Source organism: Paenibacillus sp. FSL R5-192 (genome assembly GCF_000517845.1).
Classification (GTDB): Bacteria; Bacillota; Bacilli; order Paenibacillales; family Paenibacillaceae; genus Paenibacillus; species Paenibacillus amylolyticus.
The window spans coordinates 1-21,648 of sequence record NZ_ASPR01000008.1; the positions used below are offsets into that span (position 1 = coordinate 1).

General features: G+C 45.3%; 19 protein-coding genes and 1 pseudogene. 11 read left to right on the forward strand and 9 right to left on the reverse strand.

The features are described from left to right. Positions 1-814: exosporium glycoprotein BclB-related protein (locus C161_RS04665; protein WP_036668487.1), on the forward strand; the 814-nt coding region annotated here is incomplete at its 5' end. A gap of 180 nt (positions 815-994) precedes the next feature. On the opposite strand, the gene C161_RS04670 is transcribed toward C161_RS04665, so the two are convergent. Next, positions 995-2,893 (reverse strand): AraC family transcriptional regulator, encoded by a 1,899-nt coding sequence (locus C161_RS04670; RefSeq protein WP_047844455.1) that lies wholly within the window; start codon positions 2,891-2,893, stop codon positions 995-997. Positions 2,894-3,069: 176 nt separating this feature from the next. Continuing rightward, on the reverse strand, positions 3,070-3,423 hold the full coding sequence (locus C161_RS04675; RefSeq protein WP_036668488.1) for a DoxX family protein: 354 nt from the start codon (positions 3,421-3,423) through the stop codon (positions 3,070-3,072). A 140-nt stretch (positions 3,424-3,563) separates the two neighbouring features. On the opposite strand from C161_RS04675, the gene C161_RS04680 reads away from it, so the two are divergent. Then, positions 3,564-3,950 carry a winged helix-turn-helix transcriptional regulator gene (locus C161_RS04680; RefSeq protein WP_047843861.1) on the forward strand — a complete coding sequence of 129 codons (387 nt, stop codon included), beginning with the start codon at positions 3,564-3,566 and terminating at the stop codon, positions 3,948-3,950. A gap of 21 nt (positions 3,951-3,971) precedes the next feature. Further along, the gene (locus tag C161_RS04685) at positions 3,972-5,009 is read left to right on the forward strand and encodes an NAD(P)/FAD-dependent oxidoreductase (RefSeq protein ID WP_036668489.1); all 1,038 of its coding nucleotides are present in this window, start codon (positions 3,972-3,974) and stop codon (positions 5,007-5,009) included. 154 nt (positions 5,010-5,163) lie between these two features. On the opposite strand, the gene C161_RS04690 is transcribed toward C161_RS04685, so the two are convergent. Both C161_RS04690 and C161_RS04695 read right to left on the reverse strand, forming a co-directional pair. Continuing rightward, positions 5,164-5,964 carry an ankyrin repeat domain-containing protein gene (locus C161_RS04690; protein WP_036668490.1) on the reverse strand — a complete coding sequence of 267 codons (801 nt, stop codon included), beginning with the start codon at positions 5,962-5,964 and terminating at the stop codon, positions 5,164-5,166. Between the two features lie 33 nt (positions 5,965-5,997). Further along, positions 5,998-6,969: a phosphotransferase gene (locus tag C161_RS04695; RefSeq protein ID WP_051449583.1), complete on the reverse strand. Its 972-nt coding sequence runs from the start codon at positions 6,967-6,969 to the stop codon at positions 5,998-6,000. 221 nt (positions 6,970-7,190) lie between these two features. On the opposite strand from C161_RS04695, the gene C161_RS04700 reads away from it, so the two are divergent. Further along, positions 7,191-9,155 carry an AraC family transcriptional regulator gene (locus tag C161_RS04700; protein WP_036668491.1) on the forward strand — a complete coding sequence of 655 codons (1,965 nt, stop codon included), beginning with the start codon at positions 7,191-7,193 and terminating at the stop codon, positions 9,153-9,155. Positions 9,156-9,223: 68 nt separating this feature from the next. After that, entirely contained in the window at positions 9,224-9,811 is a 588-nt protein-coding gene (locus C161_RS04705; protein WP_036668492.1) for an imm11 family protein, read from the forward strand. Between the two features lie 61 nt (positions 9,812-9,872). Here the strand turns inward: C161_RS04705 and C161_RS32910 are convergent. Continuing rightward, positions 9,873-10,013: pseudogene (locus C161_RS32910) on the reverse strand (sulfurtransferase); the annotation flags it as partial. A 295-nt stretch (positions 10,014-10,308) separates the two neighbouring features. Between C161_RS32910 and C161_RS04715 the strand changes: the two are divergent. Further along, positions 10,309-11,868, forward strand: a complete 1,560-nt coding sequence (locus C161_RS04715) for an acetamidase/formamidase family protein (protein WP_036668494.1) — start codon at positions 10,309-10,311, stop codon at positions 11,866-11,868. Between the two features lie 229 nt (positions 11,869-12,097). On the opposite strand, the gene C161_RS04720 is transcribed toward C161_RS04715, so the two are convergent. Together C161_RS04720 and C161_RS04725 are read right to left on the reverse strand one after the other, a co-directional pair. Continuing rightward, entirely contained in the window at positions 12,098-12,934 is an 837-nt protein-coding gene (locus C161_RS04720; RefSeq protein WP_036668495.1) for a sulfurtransferase, read from the reverse strand. A 63-nt stretch (positions 12,935-12,997) separates the two neighbouring features. Beyond that, entirely contained in the window at positions 12,998-13,942 is a 945-nt protein-coding gene (locus C161_RS04725) for a DMT family transporter (RefSeq protein ID WP_036668496.1), read from the reverse strand. Between the two features lie 228 nt (positions 13,943-14,170). Here C161_RS04725 and C161_RS04730 point away from each other — a divergent pair, with 228 nt between their 5' ends. The 3 genes from C161_RS04730 to C161_RS04740 all read left to right on the forward strand — a co-directional run bounded on the left by C161_RS04730 (position 14,171) and on the right by C161_RS04740 (position 16,797). Then, a complete protein-coding gene (locus C161_RS04730) occupies positions 14,171-15,073 on the forward strand; it encodes a polysaccharide deacetylase family protein (RefSeq protein WP_235193735.1) in 903 nt (300 codons plus the stop codon). Positions 15,074-15,110: 37 nt separating this feature from the next. Next, entirely contained in the window at positions 15,111-15,764 is a 654-nt protein-coding gene (locus C161_RS04735) for a YkyA family protein (RefSeq protein WP_036668498.1), read from the forward strand. Positions 15,765-15,906: 142 nt separating this feature from the next. Beyond that, positions 15,907-16,797, forward strand: coding sequence for a hypothetical protein (locus tag C161_RS04740; protein ID WP_036668499.1), 891 nt, complete (start codon positions 15,907-15,909; stop codon positions 16,795-16,797). 212 nt (positions 16,798-17,009) lie between these two features. On the opposite strand, the gene C161_RS04745 is transcribed toward C161_RS04740, so the two are convergent. Beyond that, on the reverse strand, positions 17,010-18,182 hold the full coding sequence (locus C161_RS04745) for a mannitol-1-phosphate 5-dehydrogenase (protein ID WP_036668501.1): 1,173 nt from the start codon (positions 18,180-18,182) through the stop codon (positions 17,010-17,012). A 47-nt stretch (positions 18,183-18,229) separates the two neighbouring features. Next, positions 18,230-18,898: an HAD family hydrolase gene (locus C161_RS04750; protein WP_036668502.1), complete on the reverse strand. Its 669-nt coding sequence runs from the start codon at positions 18,896-18,898 to the stop codon at positions 18,230-18,232. Between the two features lie 506 nt (positions 18,899-19,404). On the opposite strand from C161_RS04750, the gene C161_RS04755 reads away from it, so the two are divergent. Both C161_RS04755 and C161_RS04760 read left to right on the forward strand, forming a co-directional pair. Continuing rightward, positions 19,405-20,331 carry an ADP-ribosylglycohydrolase family protein gene (locus C161_RS04755; protein WP_036668503.1) on the forward strand — a complete coding sequence of 309 codons (927 nt, stop codon included), beginning with the start codon at positions 19,405-19,407 and terminating at the stop codon, positions 20,329-20,331. A 25-nt stretch (positions 20,332-20,356) separates the two neighbouring features. Further along, positions 20,357-21,604, forward strand: coding sequence for an MFS transporter (locus C161_RS04760; protein WP_036668504.1), 1,248 nt, complete (start codon positions 20,357-20,359; stop codon positions 21,602-21,604). Positions 21,605-21,648 lie beyond the last annotated feature (44 nt).

Here is a 21,648-nt window from a genome sequence, read left to right on the forward strand (position 1 = left end):
CGGAGCAACAGGCACAGCAGGTACAACGGGAGTAACCGGAGCAACAGGCACAGCAGGTACAACGGGAGTAACCGGAGCGACAGGCACAGCAGGTACAACAGGAGCAACAGGAGAAACAGGCGCACCAGGTACAACGGGAGTAACCGGAGCAACAGGCACAGCAGGTACAACCGGAGTAACGGGAGCAACAGGCACAGCAGGTACGACCGGAGTAACGGGAGCAACAGGCGCATCAGGTACAACGGGAGTAACCGGAGCAACAGGTACAACCGGGGCTACGGGTGCGAGTGGTTCTGGAACAATTATTCCTTATGCATCAGGACTTCCTGTTGTGTTGACTACAGTTTTGGGTGGACTTTTGAATACTTCCAGTTTAGTTGGTTTTGGTAACAGTTCTACCGGAGTAAGTGTTAACGGAGGAATTATTGATCTCACAGGCGCTGCAGGCACATTGCTTAACTTTGCTTTCTCAGCATCGCGTGCAGGAACGATTACTTCACTGGCCGCTTATTTCAGCACAACAGCCGGACTTAGTTTGGTTGGATCTACAGTAACCTTAACTGCACAATTATTCCGATCCACTACACCTAATAACTCCTTTACAGCTGTACCGGGTGCATTGGTAACCTTAGCTCCTCCACTGACTGGCATTTTGGCACTGGGCACAATATCCAGCGGGGTGACTACAGGACTGAGTATTCCGGTATCTGCCGGTGACCGCCTGCTTATGGTGTTCTCAGCATCAGTAACAGCCGGAATTGATGTGGCTACAACGGTAGCGGGATATGCAAGTGGCGGCCTTACCATCACTTAACGGAAAATGGGCTATATAACAAGTTTAAAGACAGGGACTCTTGCCAACATGGTGAGAGGTCCCTGTTTATGTGTGTGCTTTTGTTTTCAAACTCTCTTCAAATGAAAGATAAGGACTATACAAAAACATAAAAAGACGAGGATTGCTCCTCGCCTCGTACATACCGTGGCCTACTCAATTTCACTCTGTTTTGGTTAGGCTGTCTACGACAAATTTAAGTTGGGCTTCCAACGAAATTGGGTCACTAAACACGAAGCCACGGCTTTCCTCGCGATAAACGTGATTATTCTGGACAGCAGGGAGGTTATCCCAGATAGGACCTTCAAAAACGGAATCCCCACTCTCATCACCTGTCCATCCACTTACAAAGATATAATCTCCTGCATATTGTGGTAACAATTCAAGTGATAACTTGGCCCAACCTTTGCCGCTATCGATGGCTTCCTTCTGAATGATCGGCGGTGCCTTCAGGCCAAACTCTCCATAAATAATATCTCCACCTCTACCAAAGCTCCCGTAGGCATAAAATTCTTTGGCACTTCCCGTATCAAAAATCGAAACCGTGCGATCACCTACCGCTTGCTCCACGAGTGGTTTATATTCAGCGATCTTAGCATCCCACTCTGCGATCCAGGCCTTCGCTTGCTCTTCTCTACCAGTCATCTTGCCAAAATCCATCAATTGCTCCCGTAGAGGTATTCCATATTCAACAGCGACGGTCGGCGCAATTTTGGACAGCTTTTCGATCGTTTCAGGGTCATTCCAAACGACAATTAAATCCGGCTGCAACTCCATGATTTTCTCGTAGGGTACATCGTTACCGATGTTGACAACGTCATCGAGCTTTCCTTCTGTATAACTGTTAAAGGACTCATCACCAGTTCCAACAGGCTTAAGGCCAAGAGCTAGCAAATGACCGGTAAAGGCTCCTGCAACCATTACTACCCTTTGAGGTTTTTTGGGGATTTGTACTTCACCGTTAACCGCAGAATAGGTTACCATCTCCGAGCTTCCGTTTGTGGTGTTACTGATATTACTCTCTGCACCTACAGTTGGACTTTGCGTACTGCCAGTGCTTCCATTCGTGTTTGCTGGCCTGGAACATGCGCTAACCAATAGAGTTAGGCACAACAGTAGGGTAATTCCTACAGGTAGTTTGCTTCTATACATCCGTAAATCTCCTTTTTCGCTATGTTGATAATGATTATCATCTCTGATATCAATATAACGACGGAGTTTACGCGGAGCAATGGATGATCGAAGCCTAAGGATAGGACGATAAGAACCTTTTGTCACTTGTCCGGACTCATCCTTGAATTGCTTTGGTGTGACTCCCGTATGTTTTTTGAACATTCTTATAAAATAGGATACATCAGCATATCCGACGCTTGCAGCGACTTCTTGCAGAGATAACTCGGTCTTTTGCAACAGCGTTACTGCTTTGTTCATCCTAATACCGATTAAGTAATCGATTAGACTTGCGCCAGTTTCACGTCGGAAGTACTTGGACAGATAAGGGACGCTGTAATGGAATGTATGAGCGAGGGTTTCCCGCGTCAGCGGCTTGGCGTAGTGCTCCTGCATATAGCGAATAAGCTGAGAAGCAAGGTTAGGCCTAACAATGCTTACCTGCTGTTGATCCATTTGTCTGAGCAATTCATATACAAATTGATAGAATAGTGTTTTGGTATGGAGTCGCTCCAAGCGTCCCGGTTTATTCCACTCGCCCAGCATTCGCTCAGTGATTTCGTAGAGGATGGCAGGATGATATGGAATAAAACCGTACTGGAGGTGGAATGGCAATGGTTGATCCGGTTGTTGAAGTGTATGCTGCTTGCCAGATAGCGCTAAGGAGGCTTTGTAGAAAATTAGGTAATAATGAAAGGATTCGTCCGTTGGGATGATGTCCAGACGGGTGTTTTTGCCCCCATGAAGCATATAAAATGGTTTGGTAGCATGCTCATTTCCGTCTAAGATCACGGTTGCATTGCCATTCGTTACGTACAGAAAGGCGCTGGCAGGGAACAGGTAAGGACGTACGCACTCGTCGGCTTGTATGACAATATGTCGTACATCCATGATTTTGAGCGATGCACAATTCCAGATGAGTATGTGTTCTTGTACATTCAAGGTTGCTTTCAATAGAGAGTTGTCTTCCTTCCATGAGCTGTTGAAGCCAGCCTTTTATGTGGTGAGGTTATTATATAATAATATTAGTGGCTTTTTGTCACTTTCCAGAACGTTCCCCGTTTCCTTTATAGTCTTCCAAAGGCTACGATCAATGCCAGAACTATAAAAAAGATATTTACGCTGAGCTCCCGGTACTCTTTACGCCAAACATGAAACAGCATTCCAAGCAGTGTGACAACAGCCAAAGCGATTGCGGCGATCGGCGTAAGCACCGGAGTGATGTTCAGCGCCCAAGGCAAAAAAAGGCCCAGCGCTCCTAGTAGCTCCGCGATACCGATCCAAATAACTAGACTTTTTGGCACATCATTGACCCAGGCCCAGGTCTTTTTTGACGACTCGATACGAATGGTTTTCATCCATCCTGAATATACGAAACCTAGCGCCAATATAAGTTGTACGATCCATAACGTTACATTCATCTTTTCTTATCCTCTCACTTGCTCGATTTTAATATCTGCCTCTATACTAAGGTGAGAAGGCCCAATCTGGAAGTAGGCACTTAAACCTAACCAGGTAACCAAAAGTATACCCGGATATGGTCAGAAAGTGAGGAATAAGAATGACGGTATATTGCAAATTCGGAACGGCCTTGGATATTCTTACGGGTAAATGGAAATCTTTGATTCTTCTACGACTGCTTAGCAACGGTACAATGCGGTTCAGCGAATTACAAAAAGCCATTCCAGATATTTCGAAAAAAATGCTGACCCAGCAGTTAAAAGAACTGGAGTATCACGATATTGTGCATCGCGAAGTATATGCTCAAATTCCGCCTAAGGTCGAATACTCGATTACGGAGTACGGACAGCTCATGAAACCTGTGCTCCAGACAATGAGCGACTGGGGAGCCGGCCATATGCAGCATATGGAGAAGCTGTACGGCGAAGAAGACGAAAAAGGAGCAAACCCATCCGAACTTCGGAAAATCGATTCCTTGGGGGGATAGGGTGACAAGGGAGAGTTAGTTTTGAATAAACAAAAAATTGTGATCATTGGTGCAGGGATTGTTGGGGCGTGTATGGCCTATCATCTAGCCAAACGAAATCAAGATGTAACGGTTATTGAACGGCACTCAGCCGCGGCGCGTGAAGTCACAGAAAAATCATTTGCCTGGATACATACGACGCATAGAGTGGCTCCTGAATACTGGCATTTGTACGATGCAGCTGTGGAAGAATATCACACACTTCAGCAAGAGTTGTCCGAACTGAAAATTCATTGGCATGGCGCGCTAACTTGGGACACTCCGCCTCTAAGGGAGCAACACTTTCAAAAATTAAACCGGGAGCAGCTTGAGGCATTGGAGCCCAATCTGAAGGAATATCCGGATGAAGCCATGTTTGTCAGCGAAGAAGGTGCGGTGGACCCTATTGCGGTAACGGAGCTGTTGTTGAGCAAAGCGCAAGAGTACGGAGCAAATATTCAGTTCGACACCAACGTTACACAGCTGAAGCAAGAGGGTTCCCATCTGGTTGGTGTTCATACATCCAAGGGTTTTGTGGAGTCGGATGTTGTGGTATTGGCTGCAGGAACAGGTACACCCGAACTTTGTAACCCGTTAGGTTGTCACGTGCCAATAACTTCGTCACCTTCGATTCTGATTCGGATGAAAACTGCTAATAAACGGATACACACATTAATCTCCAATGCGCAATTTGAAGCGCGTCAACTGACAGATTATACGCTGCTGGCTGCGGAAGATTATATCGACGAGTCGGAGGAAAACGGACCACAGGCGGTCGGTAAGCGAGCTTACGACACATTGCGTCGCAGTCTCAAGCACGGTAATCAATTGGAACTGGAGAGCATAAAGGTTGGATGGAGACCCATGCCTGAAGACGGTTATCCGATTGTGGGCTTCCATGATCACATGAATGGACTTTATCTGACGCTAATGCATTCTGCAATTACGCTGGCGCCGCTGATTGCGAATCTGGCTGCAAGTGAAATTATTGATGGCAAATCAAGAAATGAATTAGACCCTTGTCGCCTCTCACGGTTCTAGGGTCACTCCACAACGAAAAGGACATCGCTCAAGTGGCGATGTCCTTTTCGTTGTGGATATTTGTTGGAGTCTTCTATACTTCCCCAGTGGCCACCGGATTCTCCTCATAACTGTATTCGCAGCCACTGGCGAATGGCAATTCCATGCTAGCTTTTCATCTACCTGTGTGAATCTCGTTAGCGGATTTGGCACCTTGACTTTCAAGCCACGGGATCAGTTCAGCTGAAAAATTACGTTTTGCTGTGTCCAGTGGAGTCATTCCATCCCAGGTGGCTAACCAGTTCAGTTCGGCGCCTTGGTCAAGCAGGTATTCGGCTGTTTCTCTTTGACCTCCATGGCAAGCACACCAGAAGGCAACGCTTACTGCATCGGGCGGAGAAGGGGAGGTACTCGTTCCCCAAGGATAACGTTCCGGGAGTTTGGCTCCTTTAAAATGTTCTTGTATGGCGTGAATATCTCCAAGGGCGGCGGCATGCCAAAGGGCAAAGATCGCACCGCGCTCAACCAAGCGCCATGCTGCATTCCATTGTGCAAAAGCAATAGCATCGTCCAGCGGCGTGCCACCGGCGATCACCGCGCCAGGCGTTTCAATGTCTGCGCCAGCATCAAGAAGGGCATCGAGCACTTGAACATCATTGGAGCTTGCAGCCCAATGCAAAGGTGTCTCGATGTTTGGACCGACAAAAGGAGCATTCACTTCCGCACCAAACTTGGTCAATACTCGCACGGCATCCGCTCCATTAGGGAAGTGCCCCGGCCAATCCGTCACCACGTGCAGCAGCGTTCGAGAGATATTAGAGTCGGCATCTACGTTGTCAGGCTTTCTTTCCAATATTCTTATCTTTGCCAATCCCGGATTCTCTGCCAGCAGTTGCTCTAACGTTGGAATATCTCCAGTGTGAATGGCTTGAATAACGCTCACTGCAAGTTTTTCATCTTCGTGAATAAACTCCATGCTCCAAATCTCCTTCCAGGCTTATATCCATATTCATGAAAGCATTTGAACTGCACATCTGGCATGATACTCTGCGAGGCCTCTTGCGAATTGCTGATCGGGGAATTGTCTGTGAAGCAGTTTCAGTCCTCCTGATATCAAGGACAAATGATGGCAAAATCGATAAAATGTCATCCGCTCCGGGTCGAGATCATTATTTTTTAAGTAGTGATAAAAGTCTCCAAATCGAAACTCCAGAAAGCTATGCTCATGTTCGAGATCGAAGAATCCTGCGCCCTCAATATCAATAGGGCATGGTTGCATAGCATGATCTATCCATATATGATCCGGACCCAACTCTCCATGAATGAAACTATAGAGATCTCTGGGTTGAATCGCTGCTTCCAATTCGTAAAGTTTCTCAAGCAGCTTTTCGTCATTTTTCCTTATATCTGTCATGTGCTTGGATGCATAGGATAAGGCTGATTCGGCATCTAACCGCTGAACTTGGTAGCAAGGCCCAGCCTTTTTGCTGATATCGTTGGTGTTTCCATAAACGTTTCTTTGGACGTTATGCATATTAGACAACATATCCCTGATCCGTTGAAACAACTCATCCCGATCTTTGTGATTTTTGTGCTGGAAATAGGCTTCGGCTTTCTGTCCATCCACATACTCAACAAGAGCAAAATCATAAGAGTGCTGGTCTCTATCGTTATTCAGATCATACAAGATTGGTGTTCGAATTCCATGTTGAGCGAGAAAGCGAGTATTCAAAGAGAAAAGTTCGCTGCCATAGGAACTGTGGAAAGTGGGCTCATTCAAGATCTCTTCCTGAAAATAGTTGCTGGAAATATCCCAAACGTACAGCATACAAGTGAAACCATTCGTGCAGTCAATTTTGTAAATGACTTTTTGTGCGCCTCCATGTATTCTTGCGATCTGCGTTATGAGGTGACTGGCACCAAATACATTGTGCAGATAATCCTGTAATTCTTCACGAGTAAGATGGTTGTTGGAAGTCATTGATCTATGCTCCGTTTCATCTGTATTTTGCCGGCCAGCAACCTAAATATATAGAATATTTTCCCAAAAATATAGACTGTTTCTTTTCGATCTGTTAAAGTGTTGATTAAGGTCTGTATATTCATACGTATATCAAAGCAAGGGGTCGGGTACTCACGTTAGTGGGTGATCCGGCCCCTATTTTGCATGCAAGTTGACTCTCTGTTGACTATATATGACCAATGATTTTAAGGAGCTGGGAAGCCATCTTACATTTCAATGAACATCTTTTATTATGGAACAAGGCATCTATTAAAATAATGGATATTCGCCATATAACTATGCAAATGAAGGAGGGACTTCACTCCTATCGATTCCCTGTGAGCTGTTTCTTATACACGGTGCGTGGCAATGCTGTTATCCAGTTGGATGGAAAAGATCATCAGGTCTCGCGATTCCATATTTTACATGGTGGGAAGGGCTGTTGTCTGAACATTTTGCCTGTTGAAGAGGTCCTTGATTATTATATGATTTATTACAAAGCCATCATCCCGCTGCCTGAACGTCAGGATATTCTGGCCTTGATGGAGCACCGTAATCCCTTCAAGCTTCAATACGGCTTTGCACCTGATCAGCCTGTTTCCTTGTTAAGCAAAGTACAGTACATGATGACAGCTTGGGAAGAGCATGAGGCACTGGAACAGTTTCATGTAAAGTCATTATTTTATCAATTTGTATACGAGTTGTTATGGCAAATCCACAATGGGCGCGTGCCAACAATAAAGCCAGACCTGGTTGCCCAAATGAAATATTATATGCAGGAACACTATGCTGAACCCATTACAATGGACTTGTTAGCAGAGCTTATGGACAGCAGTCCACGTCATTTATCAAGGTTATTCAAACGCCAGACTGGTTATAGTCCGATTGATTTTGTCATTCAAATCCGGATGAACAAAGCGAAGGAACTGCTGCTTGCTACAGATGCTACTTTACAGGAAATTGCCAAGGCTGTTGGTTATCCGGATGGTTATTATCTTGCTAAAATATTTAAAAAATATATGGGGATTGCACCTATTCGTTATCGTAAGCAGCATGAAAGTCCTAATGTACCATCGACTGTGGCACGATTAGGCATTGTACAGGATCTAACTTCCTTATATATTGATAATGATTATCATAATCAGCATATATTTGAGGAGGAATTATTGATGTACAGAAGTAGAAAGACACCCTTGGCTATCACATTATTACTTTGTTTAAGCCTATTGCTTAGTGCTTGTTCAACTGGTGGGGCAGGAAGTCCGGCAGCCAATGAAGGTTCTCAGAAGCCAACGAATCAGGTATCGGCCAACAACGCTAACAATACAGATACACAATCTCAAATGAAGACCGTAACCACCATAAAAGGTGATATTGAAGTACCGGTTAATCCACAACGAGTGGTTGTCCTGTATCTAATGGGTGATTTGCTTGCTTTAGGCGTAAATCCTGTGGGGATTTCTTCTATAGAAGAAGGAGCGGCTTTTGCGAGCGAACTGGAAGGTGCCACTTCATTAGGAGCATTTAAGCCGGACCCGGAAGCAGTAACTGCGCTTAATCCCGATCTCATTATTGTTACCAATGAAGAAATCTATGAAGGACTTAAAATGATTGCCCCTACAGTATATATTCCTTATGACCTGCCAGTAGAAGAACGTATGAATTTGCTTGGTGAAATTCTGGGTAAAGAGGGACAAGCTCAGGAAATGTTAGATAACCTTCACAAAAAGGTTGAGCAAAGCAAGGAAAAACTTGAACAAGCAGGTATTTTGGATAAAACCGTCACAATAATGGAAAGTAACAAAGGTTCCATGGCTGTAATGACAGGCTTGGGTTATGGCCGGGGTTCGCAGATTATTTATCAATATTTAGGGATGAAAGCACCTGAAGTCTTGCAACGTGAAATTGAAAGTGCAAGAAACGATGCTACAAGCAAGGACGTTTCTTATGAAGTATTACCTGAATATGTGGGTGATTATATATTCCGTTCTTCCTTTGAAGGAATGGTTGATCTGTCAGACAATTCAATTTGGAATAACATCCCCGCAGTCAAAGAAGGACGTCTGATTGATATGAGCTTTGGTTTATTTTTCTACAATGATATTTATTCGTTAGACAAACAGCTTGATTTTATTGTGGATAACTTGCTTAAAACCGCGGAGTAATTGGAGGGGCCGCTTAACCTGTATAATTGATTGAAAGGCACTTTATTTGGAAAGGAGACATCATTCTTTTGAACTATTATTTTCTGGAATCTCAATATCCACGTAGAGGGTTTATTAGTGGCGGAACAACTTTCACTCCCCAATTAGATATGAATTATTTGGCGATAGAGAATCCGTTGCCCGAGGGGACAATGGCAGAGGTTGAGCTACTGTCTACGGTACGCAACCTGAACGTAGATTATTTTGAGACGATCACAGGAACGAGACACGTATCAGATCGTTTTAAAACGCTGTTGGAGGAAACGAAAACAAATACACAGTTTATTCCGACAACGGTGTGTTACCACGACGGTCGTGCGGTTGAAAAAACCTATTGGACTGCACATCAGCTCGATCGTTTGGATGTTTTTGATTATGAACGTTCAGAATATGGGCGCAAAGCGGTCATTGCTGCATCTGTACAACAACCTCCACGTAAGATCGTCAAAGTTGTATCTCGAATCTGCCTTCATGAAGAGCGAATTGGCGAGCATGAATTTTTTATGCTGGATTATATAAATATCTTCAAACCTATTGTTTCAAAAGATTTTTACGAAGTATGCCGAAAACATAAGCTAAATCTGAACGTGACAGAAGTCGAAAATGAAAGCATCTAAAGTGCTACATGAATATAATGAAAGCAAAGAGAAGCCCGCGCAAAACGTGGGCTCTTAGTCTTTATTTTTCCCCAGTAGCCACCGGGTTCTCCTCATAACTAATCCAGTAACTCCAGCTTCCGGAATACAACTTCACATTTGAGTATCCCGCTTTTTCCAGTGCAATCACGTGCGGACAGGTGATTAAGCCTGAACCGGAGTGCAGTAGTATTCCTGCGGCGGGTTCAGAAACATGAAATACATACATAATTTTCCTAAAACTTATTTCATTTGTTCAAATCGCTGAAGAAGGATCATTAAGTTTACTAAATGTATTTAAGTTTTATATGACTTATAAATGTTAAGTATACTTACATATCATTTATATTTATAAGTTTTTTCTTGATATGCAGCTCGTTAATGTTATGTTTGTTAACGAAAAATATTGTTGTAAATGTATTTATATGTTAGTGTTTATTTGTGTCAGAAAATATTACATAATACAGAGGGGGAGCGTAATGTTTATTAACCGAACGATTAGGAGATTTGGAGTTTCAGTAGGGATTATAGGTATGCTTACATTTGCTCTACCTTCAGTGGGTTTTAGTATGCCACTGCAACCAACAACTATCGATAAGGTAGAAGGTGATTATTATGTAACGTCTGCGATTGAGAACATTCGCTGGGGATCACTGCCTAATCGAGACAGCTCTCCGATTCTTACTGTACCATCAGGAAGTGCTGTAACATTTGATACGGTATCGCATGAGGGACTGATAGAAGATCAAGGGAGAAATCCAGTGGAGTACTTCGGCAAATTCGGTATCTCACCCGATGGAGTGTTGGATGATGCGAAGGCAATTGGGGCTTCTGCGATTAAGCATGATTATGTAAAAGACGGACCTCATATTATCACTGGGCCAGTAGCGGTTGAGGGAGCAGAGCCAGGAGATGTTCTTAAAGTAGAAGTCCTTTCGTTGCAAACTCGAGTTCCATATGGTGTCATTTCTAACCGCCATGGTAAAGGTGCCCTTCCTAACGAATTTCCAGAAAATACAGGCCCACAAGAGGGAGCTAGCGCAACAAAACCGGAGCTATATAATAATGTATCTATATTTACGCCTATTGAAGAAATCAACGGCAATTGGTATGGGGTATTACCAACAAAAGCTGGCAAAAATGTACGTTTCCCAATTAACCCGTTTCTAGGTGTTATGGGGGTTGCACCAAATACCAGTGAAGTTGTGAGTTCTATCCCACCTATTGAAACAGGAGGGAATATGGATATTAATGAGTTGGGTGTTGGTGCAACTATTTATTATCCGATTCAAGTTAAAGGCGGACTATTCTATACTGGTGATCCACACTTTGCTCAAGGAGATGGAGAAGTAGCGTTAACTGCATTGGAAGCTTCCTTAAGGGGGACAGTTCGGTTAACGGTGTTAAAGAAAGGTGATCCATCACTACCACACAGTGGAGAATTTACGCAACCCTTTGCTGAAACAGAGGATTATTGGATTCCAATTGGACTGGACCCTGATTTGGATGAAGCAATGAAAGAATCAGTACGTGAATCGATTCAGTTCTTATCTGATAAGCTTGATATGGATAGAAGTGTAGCTTATGCGTACTTATCGGCGGCAACGGATTATGAAGTATCTCAGGTGGTAGACCGAACTAAAGGGGTTCATGGACTCATTCGAAAAACCGATTTCCTTGAATATGTTGACGTTGCAATGTATGTAGGTGGTACGGTAATCAAACCGGTTGTTCATAACAATGAGTTCTACGTACCGATTCGAACAATTTCCGAGCTATTGGGCGGTACAGTAGTGTGGGATAATAAGACGCGTACAACGCAAATCAAATTAGGTGCGAAAAATATAAGTGCGCAAATTGGTTCAGATGTGTATTCAATTAACGATAAACTAGTGTTCAATAGAAACGTACCTAAGCTTTTAAATGGCGAAACCGTAGTTCCGGTTTCTGTTATTAATGAAATACTAGGTGCTTATGTAAACTGGACGACGATCGACAAGACGTTAACAGCTAATGTATCGTTAAGTAAAAAACAATAATAGATTTCATTATCAACCGCGGTGGACAGATATCCATCACGGTTTTTTTCGTTATCATGAATCAAAAAAAGCTGCCACTTGATGTCTACTTCTGTGTGCTTTTAAATACTTACTGGGTTGTATTGTTGAATTGATGTTGACTCCGAACATAGAAAAATACATCGCCGGGGCAGATAAGCCACCTAGCGATGTATTCCTCTTTGAGATAATGTGCACCCTCGCTACATTCTTAATTTTCCTCGGTAGCCACCGAATTCTCCTTATAACTGATCCAATCGCTCCAACTTCCAGAATACAACTTCACATTTGTATATCCCGCTTCTTCCAGTGCAATCACGTTCGGGCAGGCTGATACGCCGGAGCCGCAATACACGATAATCGCACCATCCTTGTCCAGCTTACTGAAACGCTCTTCTAACACCCCAGTATCTGTCCAACGTCCATCCCAATCCAACACATCTTTCCAAAAATAATTCACCGCACCCGGAATATGTCCGGCCTTGGCATCAATCGGTTCCTCCAGACCCGCATAACGGCGAGCATCACGGGAGTCAATTAGCACGGCACTACCATTTGTAGAGGCTTGTTGCACATCCTCAACACTTGCCAGCATAGCTGGCTGCACATTCACCTCAAAGGAAGATGGGATCTGAACCGGCACATCCGTAGTCACCGGATATTTGGCGTTTTTCCAAGCGGAGAAACCTTCGTCCATGATATACACCTGTTCATGACCGATATAGCGAAGCAGCCACCATAGCCGAGATGCATTCATTCCGCCTTGATCGTCATAAGCAACAATACGACTATTGGAGCCGATGCCAGCTTTGGAGAGACGACTTGCGAGCACAGCCGGATCAGGAAGCGGGTGACGTCCTCCGTGCGCAGACACAGGAGAAGACAGATCTTTTTCCAAATCGAGATAGACAGCTCCTGGAATATGTCCAGCTTCATAGGCTTGTCTTCCAGCCTCTGGCTGACCGAGCAAGAATCGGCAATCTGCAATAACTACATCCGGTTCATACATTCTGGCGAGCAGCCAGCGCATGGATACAATATTTTTCATCAAAATACACCGCCTTATGAGAGTGATAGAGTCGTTTATTACTATGATTTACGAAAAAATACGTTATACCGTTGTAGGTTCAATAGGCCCTTTTCCCGCAACAGAGGCTTCTGCTGAAGCAATCTGAGGTTTGGTTTTGCCATATCGAATGAAGATCCATACCCCGAATATAATGACAACCCCGGCAGACATCTGTAATGCACTGAGGGATTCGCCGAGCAGCATCCAGGCCAGTAATGAAGAGAATACGGGTTCCCCAAGTACGCCCATGGATACCGTCGTGGCATTCATATATTGAAGCAGCCAGTTGAAGAGATAATGTCCAAAGATCGTTGGCACAATGGCGAGCAGCAGGAAGATTCCCCACTCTGACGCAGCGTAACCTCCGAACGGATGGCCCATGATCAGATTATATACCGCCAGCGTGCAAGCAGCTACGAAGAACACCCAGAAGTTATACGAAAATGCACTAAGTCCCGCTCGCAAAAATTGACCCAGCAGCATATGAACGGCGACTGCGATTGTGCCAAGTAAAGACAGGACATCACCTTGCAGGGCAGTACCTGCCAACTGGAAATCTCCTGCGCCAATGACGATTGATCCAAGCAGGGCGATGCCCATGCCGATGATCATCATGCGGTTAATTTTGGCTTTGAACAGCCATACCGAACCGGCAAGAATCAGTATAGGCTCCAGCGCGAGAATAACTGTGGAACTGGCAACACTGGTGAGCCGCAGCGAACCCATCCAGAGCAGGAAATGAAGGGCCAGCATCACACCGGATGCAAGCAGCAAGCCCCACTGCCGTAAGCTCAGACGCATCATCTCATGTCTGTATTTCCAGACAAACGGGAGCATTAGCAGATTGGTCAGAAATAGACGGTACATGGCAATGACCGCAACATCTGCGGTAGACCAGCGTACAAAGATCGAAGAGAAAGAAATGGCGATAATGCCGACAAAGAATAACAGATAGATGGATCTGCCGGCACGGTTCAAGCTTGTCATGGGTGTAGCTCCTTCTTGAAGTCTGATAGCGTAAATCACTTCATTATACAGGAGAAGACAACCGCAGGAAAGATAAAGAGAACGAAGAGATAAGTAGATTGTAACCGGGCTTGTAACTATTCTGTCATTCTCCCGATCCATTTTTCTATTAATCTTCTATATAGAGACATGAAACGAGATAATATACCAATAATCGGGAAAAAATGAAAGTAAGGAAGTGGCATGACAGTGAGAGTTCAACAAGAGAGAGCGGGAGAACGTGGCAGTATTCCGCCTAGCACAAGTCGCACGAAAACACATAAACGAAGAAAAATCCGGTATGGAAGGGTAATCATAGCATTAATGCTCCTGGTACTGTTCGTTACCGGTATTACATATGTATTCTTTGGCATGACGCATTGGATCAAAAGCGTTGTGGCGCCGCCTCCGATTACTGTAATCGAACAGCCGGCCAAGCTTGGCATGATACAAGTTACTCCGGATGCGAAGGAGGAGCCGGCACGGTTCCAGGGCCAGGTTCGCAAATTGGCTTACATAACGTTTGATGATGGGCCAACTGAATATACAGAACAACTGCTGGATATATTGAAGCAGCATGAGGCGAAAGCTACCTTTTTTATGATCGGACGTCAGTTGAATCAGCATCCGGAAGCAGTGAAACGGCTGTTGAAGGAAGGCAGTTATCCTGGGCTTCACAGCATGACGCATAACTATAAAAAGCTGTATAAGAGTGGCAGCTCTGCGAACTTTGTGAAAGAGTTCAAGAAAGAGCAGAAGATGGTGCAAGACCTGATTGGTTTTACACCTCATCTTATTCGTGCACCTTATGGCAGCAGTCCACAGATCGGTGAAAAGTTCAGAGGGGACATTGCTGCGGCCGGATTCAAAATGTGGGACTGGACGACAGATTCACTCGATTGGAATCTTCCCGGTCAGCCGGACAAGATTGTGGCCCGGGTGAGCAAAAGTGTACATCGGGATAAGGAAGTGATTCTGATGCATGAGCGGGAGCAGACGGTGCAGGCTTTACCACGCATTCTGAAGTTACTCGAAGATCGGGGTTACGAGTTCGAAGTATACGATCCGGATGCACACTGGGTAGCCAATTTTAGCGGAGATACCCGCTTGTAATATAACAACAAGATGATGCAAGAGAGGAAGGACTTGGGTGCTAACGAGTAAAAAAGTGGCGCTTGCGGCAGTTAGTGTATTGCTAATTCTGCTGGTGAGTGGTTGTGGAGATCCGCAGGAGCCTGCGGCAAATCAGATAAACCAATTGGTGCTCAGCGGTCAGGAGATCGATCAGAGTTTGAAGACGCTGACCAGTCATGAGCAGGAAGATATGAAGTTATACAAGTCTATTTTAGACAAAGGCAAGAACAAAAACAGTGATCTCGAAGCACTGCTGGATCAGGCAGCAGATCATATCCATGAACGAAGAACGTTGTTGAAAAAGGCGGAAGAGGCCATGGAACAGACCAACGAGAAGACGGTGGCCCTGCGTAGTTCATTGAAAGAACTATCATTTGAAAAAGAAGAAACGTTGGCACAGGCAGAAAAGGTGCTGGATCAATATGAAGCAAGAGCACGTGCATTGGAAAATTTTGTTACTTCGTATCAGTTGAGTCTGAGTGCCGATGAGCAGTTGTATGATCTGATGAGAGAAAGTGCAGAACCTAATCTGGTTAAGATTAAGCGAGCCATTCGGGTACGGAATAGCGAATATGCGAAGCTTGCTGAATTCCGAAAGCAATTTAACCTCCAGACCAAAGCGTTTAACGGAGCCAATGCCAAACTGGTACAGATGGATCAGGCCAGCTGAGCAGAGGATCTGAGCAACCATTCAGACATTTTGCATGATTGAGCTGCCTGTCTCCCGTGTAAGTACTAGTATACAGCCAAGCCAATGGATGAGAAGCAACATGGACAAGCATCATTGCGTATAAGCTAACGGAGGTGTTCATATGCGAAAAGGAAATACAATGAAAGTCAGTGCATCACTCCTGGTTTTACTTATGGGATTCTCGCTTGTGGCTTGTGGGAACAGTAATCCTGCTGCACAGCCAACAGTGAATAATACGGAAGAACAGTCACCAGCACCGGAGCAACAACCAAATGAAAGTGCTGCAATAGAAGCAGAAGGTATTCTGACTGGATGGGCTGATCCGCATACCGTTGAGATTCGAGTGAATGAGAAGCCGATGTCATTCCAGGTGAGCGAAGATCTGCAGAAGTCTCTGGATGATATCGATGACGAAGATTCCGTTCGTTTCAAATATGTAGAGAAAACGATTGATGCAACAACGAAACAGTTGGTACTTACAGAGATTGCAAAGATTGAATCGAGTGATGACAATAACGGTTCCAATGCAGGCGGTACAGTAACGTCCGATCGTCCGAAGACATCAGAGCTGGAAGTGACGGTAGAAGGAATAACCGAGAAACGTCCAGTGACATTGGCACAAGCGAAAGGTTATTCACTTTATGTGTTTGAACCGATGGCTTTTGACGCTGAAGACCATGAATTAACAATGAAGATTGATCCGGATTATGAGGTAGAGATTGAGAAGCTGCCGGCGAATTACAATCTGGATGCGCTGAAGATGGATGCCAAGGAAGAGTTGTCGGAGACCGGAGAAGTGAAGCAGTTAACGGCTGAACAACTCAGCAACGGCCCGATGAAGGATGCAAGATTATACATGATGTCCCAGAATGATAAGAAAACAGAGTATTTTATCGTGAAAGAACTGGACGGCAATGGTTTCATTTTCCACATCCAAGCACCTATTGGTGAACCTTCGGAAGGTTTCCTGCCCATGGCATATGCATCCCTCAATTCCATTATGAATGAGTAGAAAATTAAATAAAAAAGATTCCCTAAACAGCGTGTTTCCTTGAGAGAGGAGATGCGCTGTTTTATTAACGTTACTACAATATAGATAGGATGTACCGTGCCGTGCATAGACAAATAGCCGGAAGGAGCGATGCTGCTGCATAGGTTCCTCCCGGCTTCTTGGCCGTGCTTCTATTCAGTTTGCAGGATCGAACCCATGCCCTGATCCGTTACTCAGGTTAGTATAGTCGATTCCTTGCGCCCTCTGAGTTCTTGATAACGGGCGATTACATTCTGATGAACGGGATGTTCGTCGGGAATTCCCATGCGTTCACGGATGAAGGCGGAGACGCCATCTTCGCGAATCATGTGTTGTAGCTTCATGGCTTCCTCGTCGCGTTTGTCATTAAACAGCATTGCGGCCGCCATAGCAGAAGTTAAATGAGGAATTTCAATTCCGAATTCACTGGCCTGCAGCGCTGGGCGAACAAGCCGATCATGAGGCGAGAGCTTGCGAAGGGGGGAACGTCCAACCCGGGTGACCTGATCTGTCAGGTTGGGATTGGCGAAGCGTTCCAGTATGGTGTCGATATATTTGTTATGCTTCTGTGCGTTGAATCCATGCTTCTGGATGAGCATCTGACCCGTCTCTTCCATAACATGGCGTACCTTGGCCCGCAGGGTAGAATTACTCATCACCTGGCGGATTGTCTTGAATCCTTCGAGATAGCCGAAGTATGCGGCGACACAGTGACCTGTATTTACCGTAAACATTTTACGCTCAATATAAGGTTCAAGCGAATCCACATAGTGGACGCCATCTATTTTCTTAAAACCATCCAGAAGTGCTGGACGATGAACGACCCATTCGTAAAAAGGTTCAACAGTGACCTGCAGCGGGTCTTCGTGGTTTTGAGCCGGAACAATCCGATCCACAGCTGCATTGGGGAAAGAAACATAACGTTCGGCTTTTTTGCGAGTTTGTTCATCCAGAAATGGATAGATGCGTTTCTTCAGCCTGGTGCTACCACCGATGGCATTTTCGCAAGCGATAATATGCAGTGGAGCCTGATTATTGTTTTTCATGCGAAGTTGAATGCCTTTGGCGATCGATTCGGCGATATCTCCGAGTGCAGATACACCCACCGCGGTTGTGATCACATCGGCTGAAGCGATCTCTTCAGCAACGAGATTCTGCTCATTCACATTGATAGCCGTCACGTTGTTGACAATCGTAGTGTCCTGATCTCTATTGGCAAGTGTAATCGGATATTCCTGTCTCTCTTGAAGCATGGAGATTTTCTTCGGGTTACGTGCGACAAAGCAGACTTCGTAGTCGGAAGCGGACAACATATGACCGATAAAACCGCGGCCTATATTGCCCGCACCAAAATGTACAGCTTTCATGTGTGAACTCCCCCTTTAAGGATTAAATCGCGAAATTCGTGCAGACCTTAGACGGTAGTGACGAGTGGCTTCGAAATCAAATCGTTAAATGTAAGGTCAGTCAAGCAAGACAGCCGTTGGTGAGGCATATCGAATTCCAGTGTTCCTGTGATGGTATTCGAGATGACTACGCAGTGCATACCAGCCGCAGCAGCTGCACGCGCGCCGTTAGGTGAATCCTCAATCGCTACGGCTTCGTCTGCAGTTACTCCAAGGGCTTCAAGCGCTTGAATATAGAGTTCCGGGTCAGGCTTCACATTTGCAACATCATCTGCCGTACGAATGACTTCAAAATAATCTTTCAGTTTCAGTTGTTCCAGATGTTGTTCAACCCACTCCCGTTTGGAGCTGGATGCTACAGCCAGTTTCAGTCCGGCTTCACGTGCTTGTTCAAGATATTCCTGAATACCAGGACGCACCTTTTCTTTGTTCATCAACGCAGCGTGCTGCAACTGAACGGATTCCCTGAACGCTTCCCGATCGATCGGAAGATTCAAATCTGTGATGAGGTACTCATACGGATTAAATGTTTTCAGACTGGTACCGATGCATTGTGAATACATCTCCAGGGTTAAATCTACGCCGTGTTCCTTGTAAGCATCACGAAAAGCAATATACCATGCTGTCTCTGTATCAATAATCGTTCCGTCGAAATCAAACACCAGTGCCTTAATCATAAATTTGTTCCTCCTGTTTCAGAATTAGTTTGGGGATAAAATAAAAAAAATGAAAATTTTCTGCAAATTCATTCCCTGTATTCATTAACCTGCGGGATATTAGTTGACGCAATAACCCGAAAATGAATATTAATTTGGGAAAAAATATGCGTTTGAAGCTAATAAAACCGTAACATAGGACAAACCGAAGGGTCAAGCGCGTCATGATTGTTTACATTGAAAATTTTCACATGTATGATTTGTTTTCAGAAAATGATGAGCGTTGCAAACCGTTAACCCTTTTGCATGTAAGCGGTGTACTGAATAAACTGTTTTTACAGCTCAAAAAAATAAAACTTTTTTTATGAAAATTTGCTATTCTGGCCGTTCTACAGCTTTCGACACTTTTATAATAGAAGAAATGGAGCTTAATTTATTGGATTTTATTAGCTTTACGCCAGATCAGGCCCTGTGGGAGAATGGAAGAAAGATTGTGAAAGTATATGGAGTAAGGGAGGAAGACAAGCATGTTGCAAAAGGACCGTTTCAATGGCTGCTTCATCGGGCTTGCAGCGGGTGATGCGTTGGGAACTACCGTGGAATTCAGTAGCCCGGGCACATTTGAACCCGTAACGGATATCGTGGGTGGAGGTGTATTCGGGCTGGAGGCAGGGCAGTGGACAGATGATACATCCATGGCTCTGTGCCTGGCAGAAAGTCTGGTACGTAAGGCAGACTTTGATCCTGCGGATCAGATGCGCAGATACACCAATTGGTACAAGGTCGGGTATATGAGCAGCACAGGCGATTGCTTTGATATCGGCGGGGCCACGCGAAGTGCCTTGGAGAGGTTTGAGATAACTGGAGAAGCCTACAGCGGATCAACTGACCCGATGACGGCGGGCAATGGCTCTATCATGAGGCTTGCACCTGTCGCGATGGCTTATGCTAATCAACTAAACGAGGCGGTTCGTTATGCCGGGCTGAGCTCCCGGACAACACATGCTGCAACGGAAAGTGTGGAAGCATGTGAAGTGCTGGCCGCCATAATTGTTGCCGGTCTGCGCGGAGCGAACAAGAGCGTCATGTTGATGCCGGAGACATGCAGACAGTGGAGGGAAGAACCTACTTTTTCGCCCGCTATTGAAGAGGTTGTTATGGGTTCCTATCAGAGCAAAGAACCGCCGGAAATTAAGGGCAGCGGCTATGTGGTTCGTTCACTTGAAGCAGCACTATGGGCGTTCCATAAGTCGTCAAGCTTTGAAGAAGGCGCGTTGTTAGCTGTTAATCTGGGTGATGATGCGGACACTACAGGTGCGGTGTATGGGCAGATCGCAGGTGCTTATTATGGACTGAGTGGTATTCCGGCACACTGGCGGGACAAGCTGGCTATGCGTGAAACGTTCGAACAACTAACAGATGCCTTGTGGTTGAAGGCGACAGAAAATCGTTGATTAGAGACAGGAGAAGAGAACATCTATGAGCACCACAGGACACACAACAGAACCACAGGCTTCGCAGTCAGGTAAACGAGGGGCGTTTCCATTATCCCTGTTATGCCTGACGATAGGGGCTTTTGCGATTGGTATGACTGAATTTATTATTATGGGCCTGCTGCCCAATGTGGCAACAGACCTGAATGTAAGTATTCCGCAGGCTGGACAACTCATTACGGGATATGCGCTTGGTGTAGCGGTAGGTGCGCCGATATTGACCGTATTTACACACAAGATTCCGCAGAAAAAACTGCTGGTACTGCTGATGTGCATTTTCATTATCGGGAACGCATTGTCCGTTATTGCTCCCACCTATGGGTTGTTAATCTCAGCACGGATATTAACGGCATTTGCTCATGGTACGTTCCTTGGTGTAGGTTCAATCATGGCAACGCGGCTTGTTGCGCCAGAGAGAAGGGCAGGAGCGGTATCGGTTGTTCTCGCGGGGCTAACGATTGCCAACATCATTGGCGTTCCGTTTGGTACATTTATCGGGCAACAGCTCGGATGGCGGTCATCTTTCGGGGCGATTACGATCTTGGGCATCGTTTCTTTGATTGGTATCATTCGTTTCATTCCCATCCTCCCGCAAGGAGCACCAGCGAACCTCGGACAGCAATTTCGGAATCTGGTTCGTCCACAAGTGTTGCTGGTTCTGCTTATTGGGGCGTTGGGGTGCGGAAGTTTGTTTACAGTCTTCACCTATATTACGCCGATGCTTGTGGATATTAGCGGCTTTGCGGAGCAAAGTGTGACCTGGATTCTGGTGTTGTTTGGCTTCGGTGTAACCTTGGGCAATTTGGTTGGCGGCCGTCTGGCAGACTGGAAGCTGATGCCTTCGTTAATCGTCAACTTTGGGATCTTAGCTGTTCTGTTAGCTGCACTTACGATTACACTAGAGAATCCTTATCTCGCGGTAATCACCATATTCTTCTGGGGTGTAGCCGCGTTTGGTATTATGCCGGGACTTCAGATTCGGATTATGAATATGACCCGCGAAGCGCCGCTGCTGGCGACAACCTCAAGTCATTCGGCATTTAACCTGGGAAATGCCGCTGGTGCCTATATGGGTGGGTATGCAATTACGCATACAGGACTTATCTCAGTGCCTTTGTATGCCGCAGTAATTGCTGCACTGGGTTTGCTGGGATTGTTCATCAGTCTGTTGATGAAGGACAGACTGACTTCACCCGAGGGTGCAGAGGTAGTTAATCCAGTATCCGTACACTAAACAGATGTCAAGAAAGCCTCAGCCATCCTGTGTAACCAGGGGCT

What these genes read in the sequence shown, in the direction of transcription:
- C161_RS04700 (WP_036668491.1), top strand. Translation starts at nt 7,191, where the DNA reads ATGATTTTAAGGAGCTGGGAAGCCATCTTACATTTCAATGAACATCTT.
- C161_RS04680 (WP_047843861.1), top strand. Translation starts at nt 3,564, where the DNA reads ATGACGGTATATTGCAAATTCGGAACGGCCTTGGATATTCTTACGGGT.
- C161_RS04755 (WP_036668503.1), top strand. Translation starts at nt 19,405, where the DNA reads ATGTTGCAAAAGGACCGTTTCAATGGCTGCTTCATCGGGCTTGCAGCG.
- C161_RS04750 (WP_036668502.1), bottom strand. Translation starts at nt 18,898, where the DNA reads ATGATTAAGGCACTGGTGTTTGATTTCGACGGAACGATTATTGATACA.
- C161_RS04715 (WP_036668494.1), top strand. Translation starts at nt 10,309, where the DNA reads ATGTTTATTAACCGAACGATTAGGAGATTTGGAGTTTCAGTAGGGATT.
- C161_RS04675 (WP_036668488.1), bottom strand. Translation starts at nt 3,423, where the DNA reads ATGAATGTAACGTTATGGATCGTACAACTTATATTGGCGCTAGGTTTC.
- C161_RS04670 (WP_047844455.1), bottom strand. Translation starts at nt 2,893, where the DNA reads ATGGATGTACGACATATTGTCATACAAGCCGACGAGTGCGTACGTCCT.
- C161_RS04745 (WP_036668501.1), bottom strand. Translation starts at nt 18,182, where the DNA reads ATGAAAGCTGTACATTTTGGTGCGGGCAATATAGGCCGCGGTTTTATC.
- C161_RS04760 (WP_036668504.1), top strand. Translation starts at nt 20,357, where the DNA reads ATGAGCACCACAGGACACACAACAGAACCACAGGCTTCGCAGTCAGGT.
- C161_RS04720 (WP_036668495.1), bottom strand. Translation starts at nt 12,934, where the DNA reads ATGAAAAATATTGTATCCATGCGCTGGCTGCTCGCCAGAATGTATGAA.
- C161_RS04695 (WP_051449583.1), bottom strand. Translation starts at nt 6,969, where the DNA reads ATGACTTCCAACAACCATCTTACTCGTGAAGAATTACAGGATTATCTG.
- C161_RS04690 (WP_036668490.1), bottom strand. Translation starts at nt 5,964, where the DNA reads ATGGAGTTTATTCACGAAGATGAAAAACTTGCAGTGAGCGTTATTCAA.
- C161_RS04740 (WP_036668499.1), top strand. Translation starts at nt 15,907, where the DNA reads ATGCGAAAAGGAAATACAATGAAAGTCAGTGCATCACTCCTGGTTTTA.
- C161_RS04725 (WP_036668496.1), bottom strand. Translation starts at nt 13,942, where the DNA reads ATGACAAGCTTGAACCGTGCCGGCAGATCCATCTATCTGTTATTCTTT.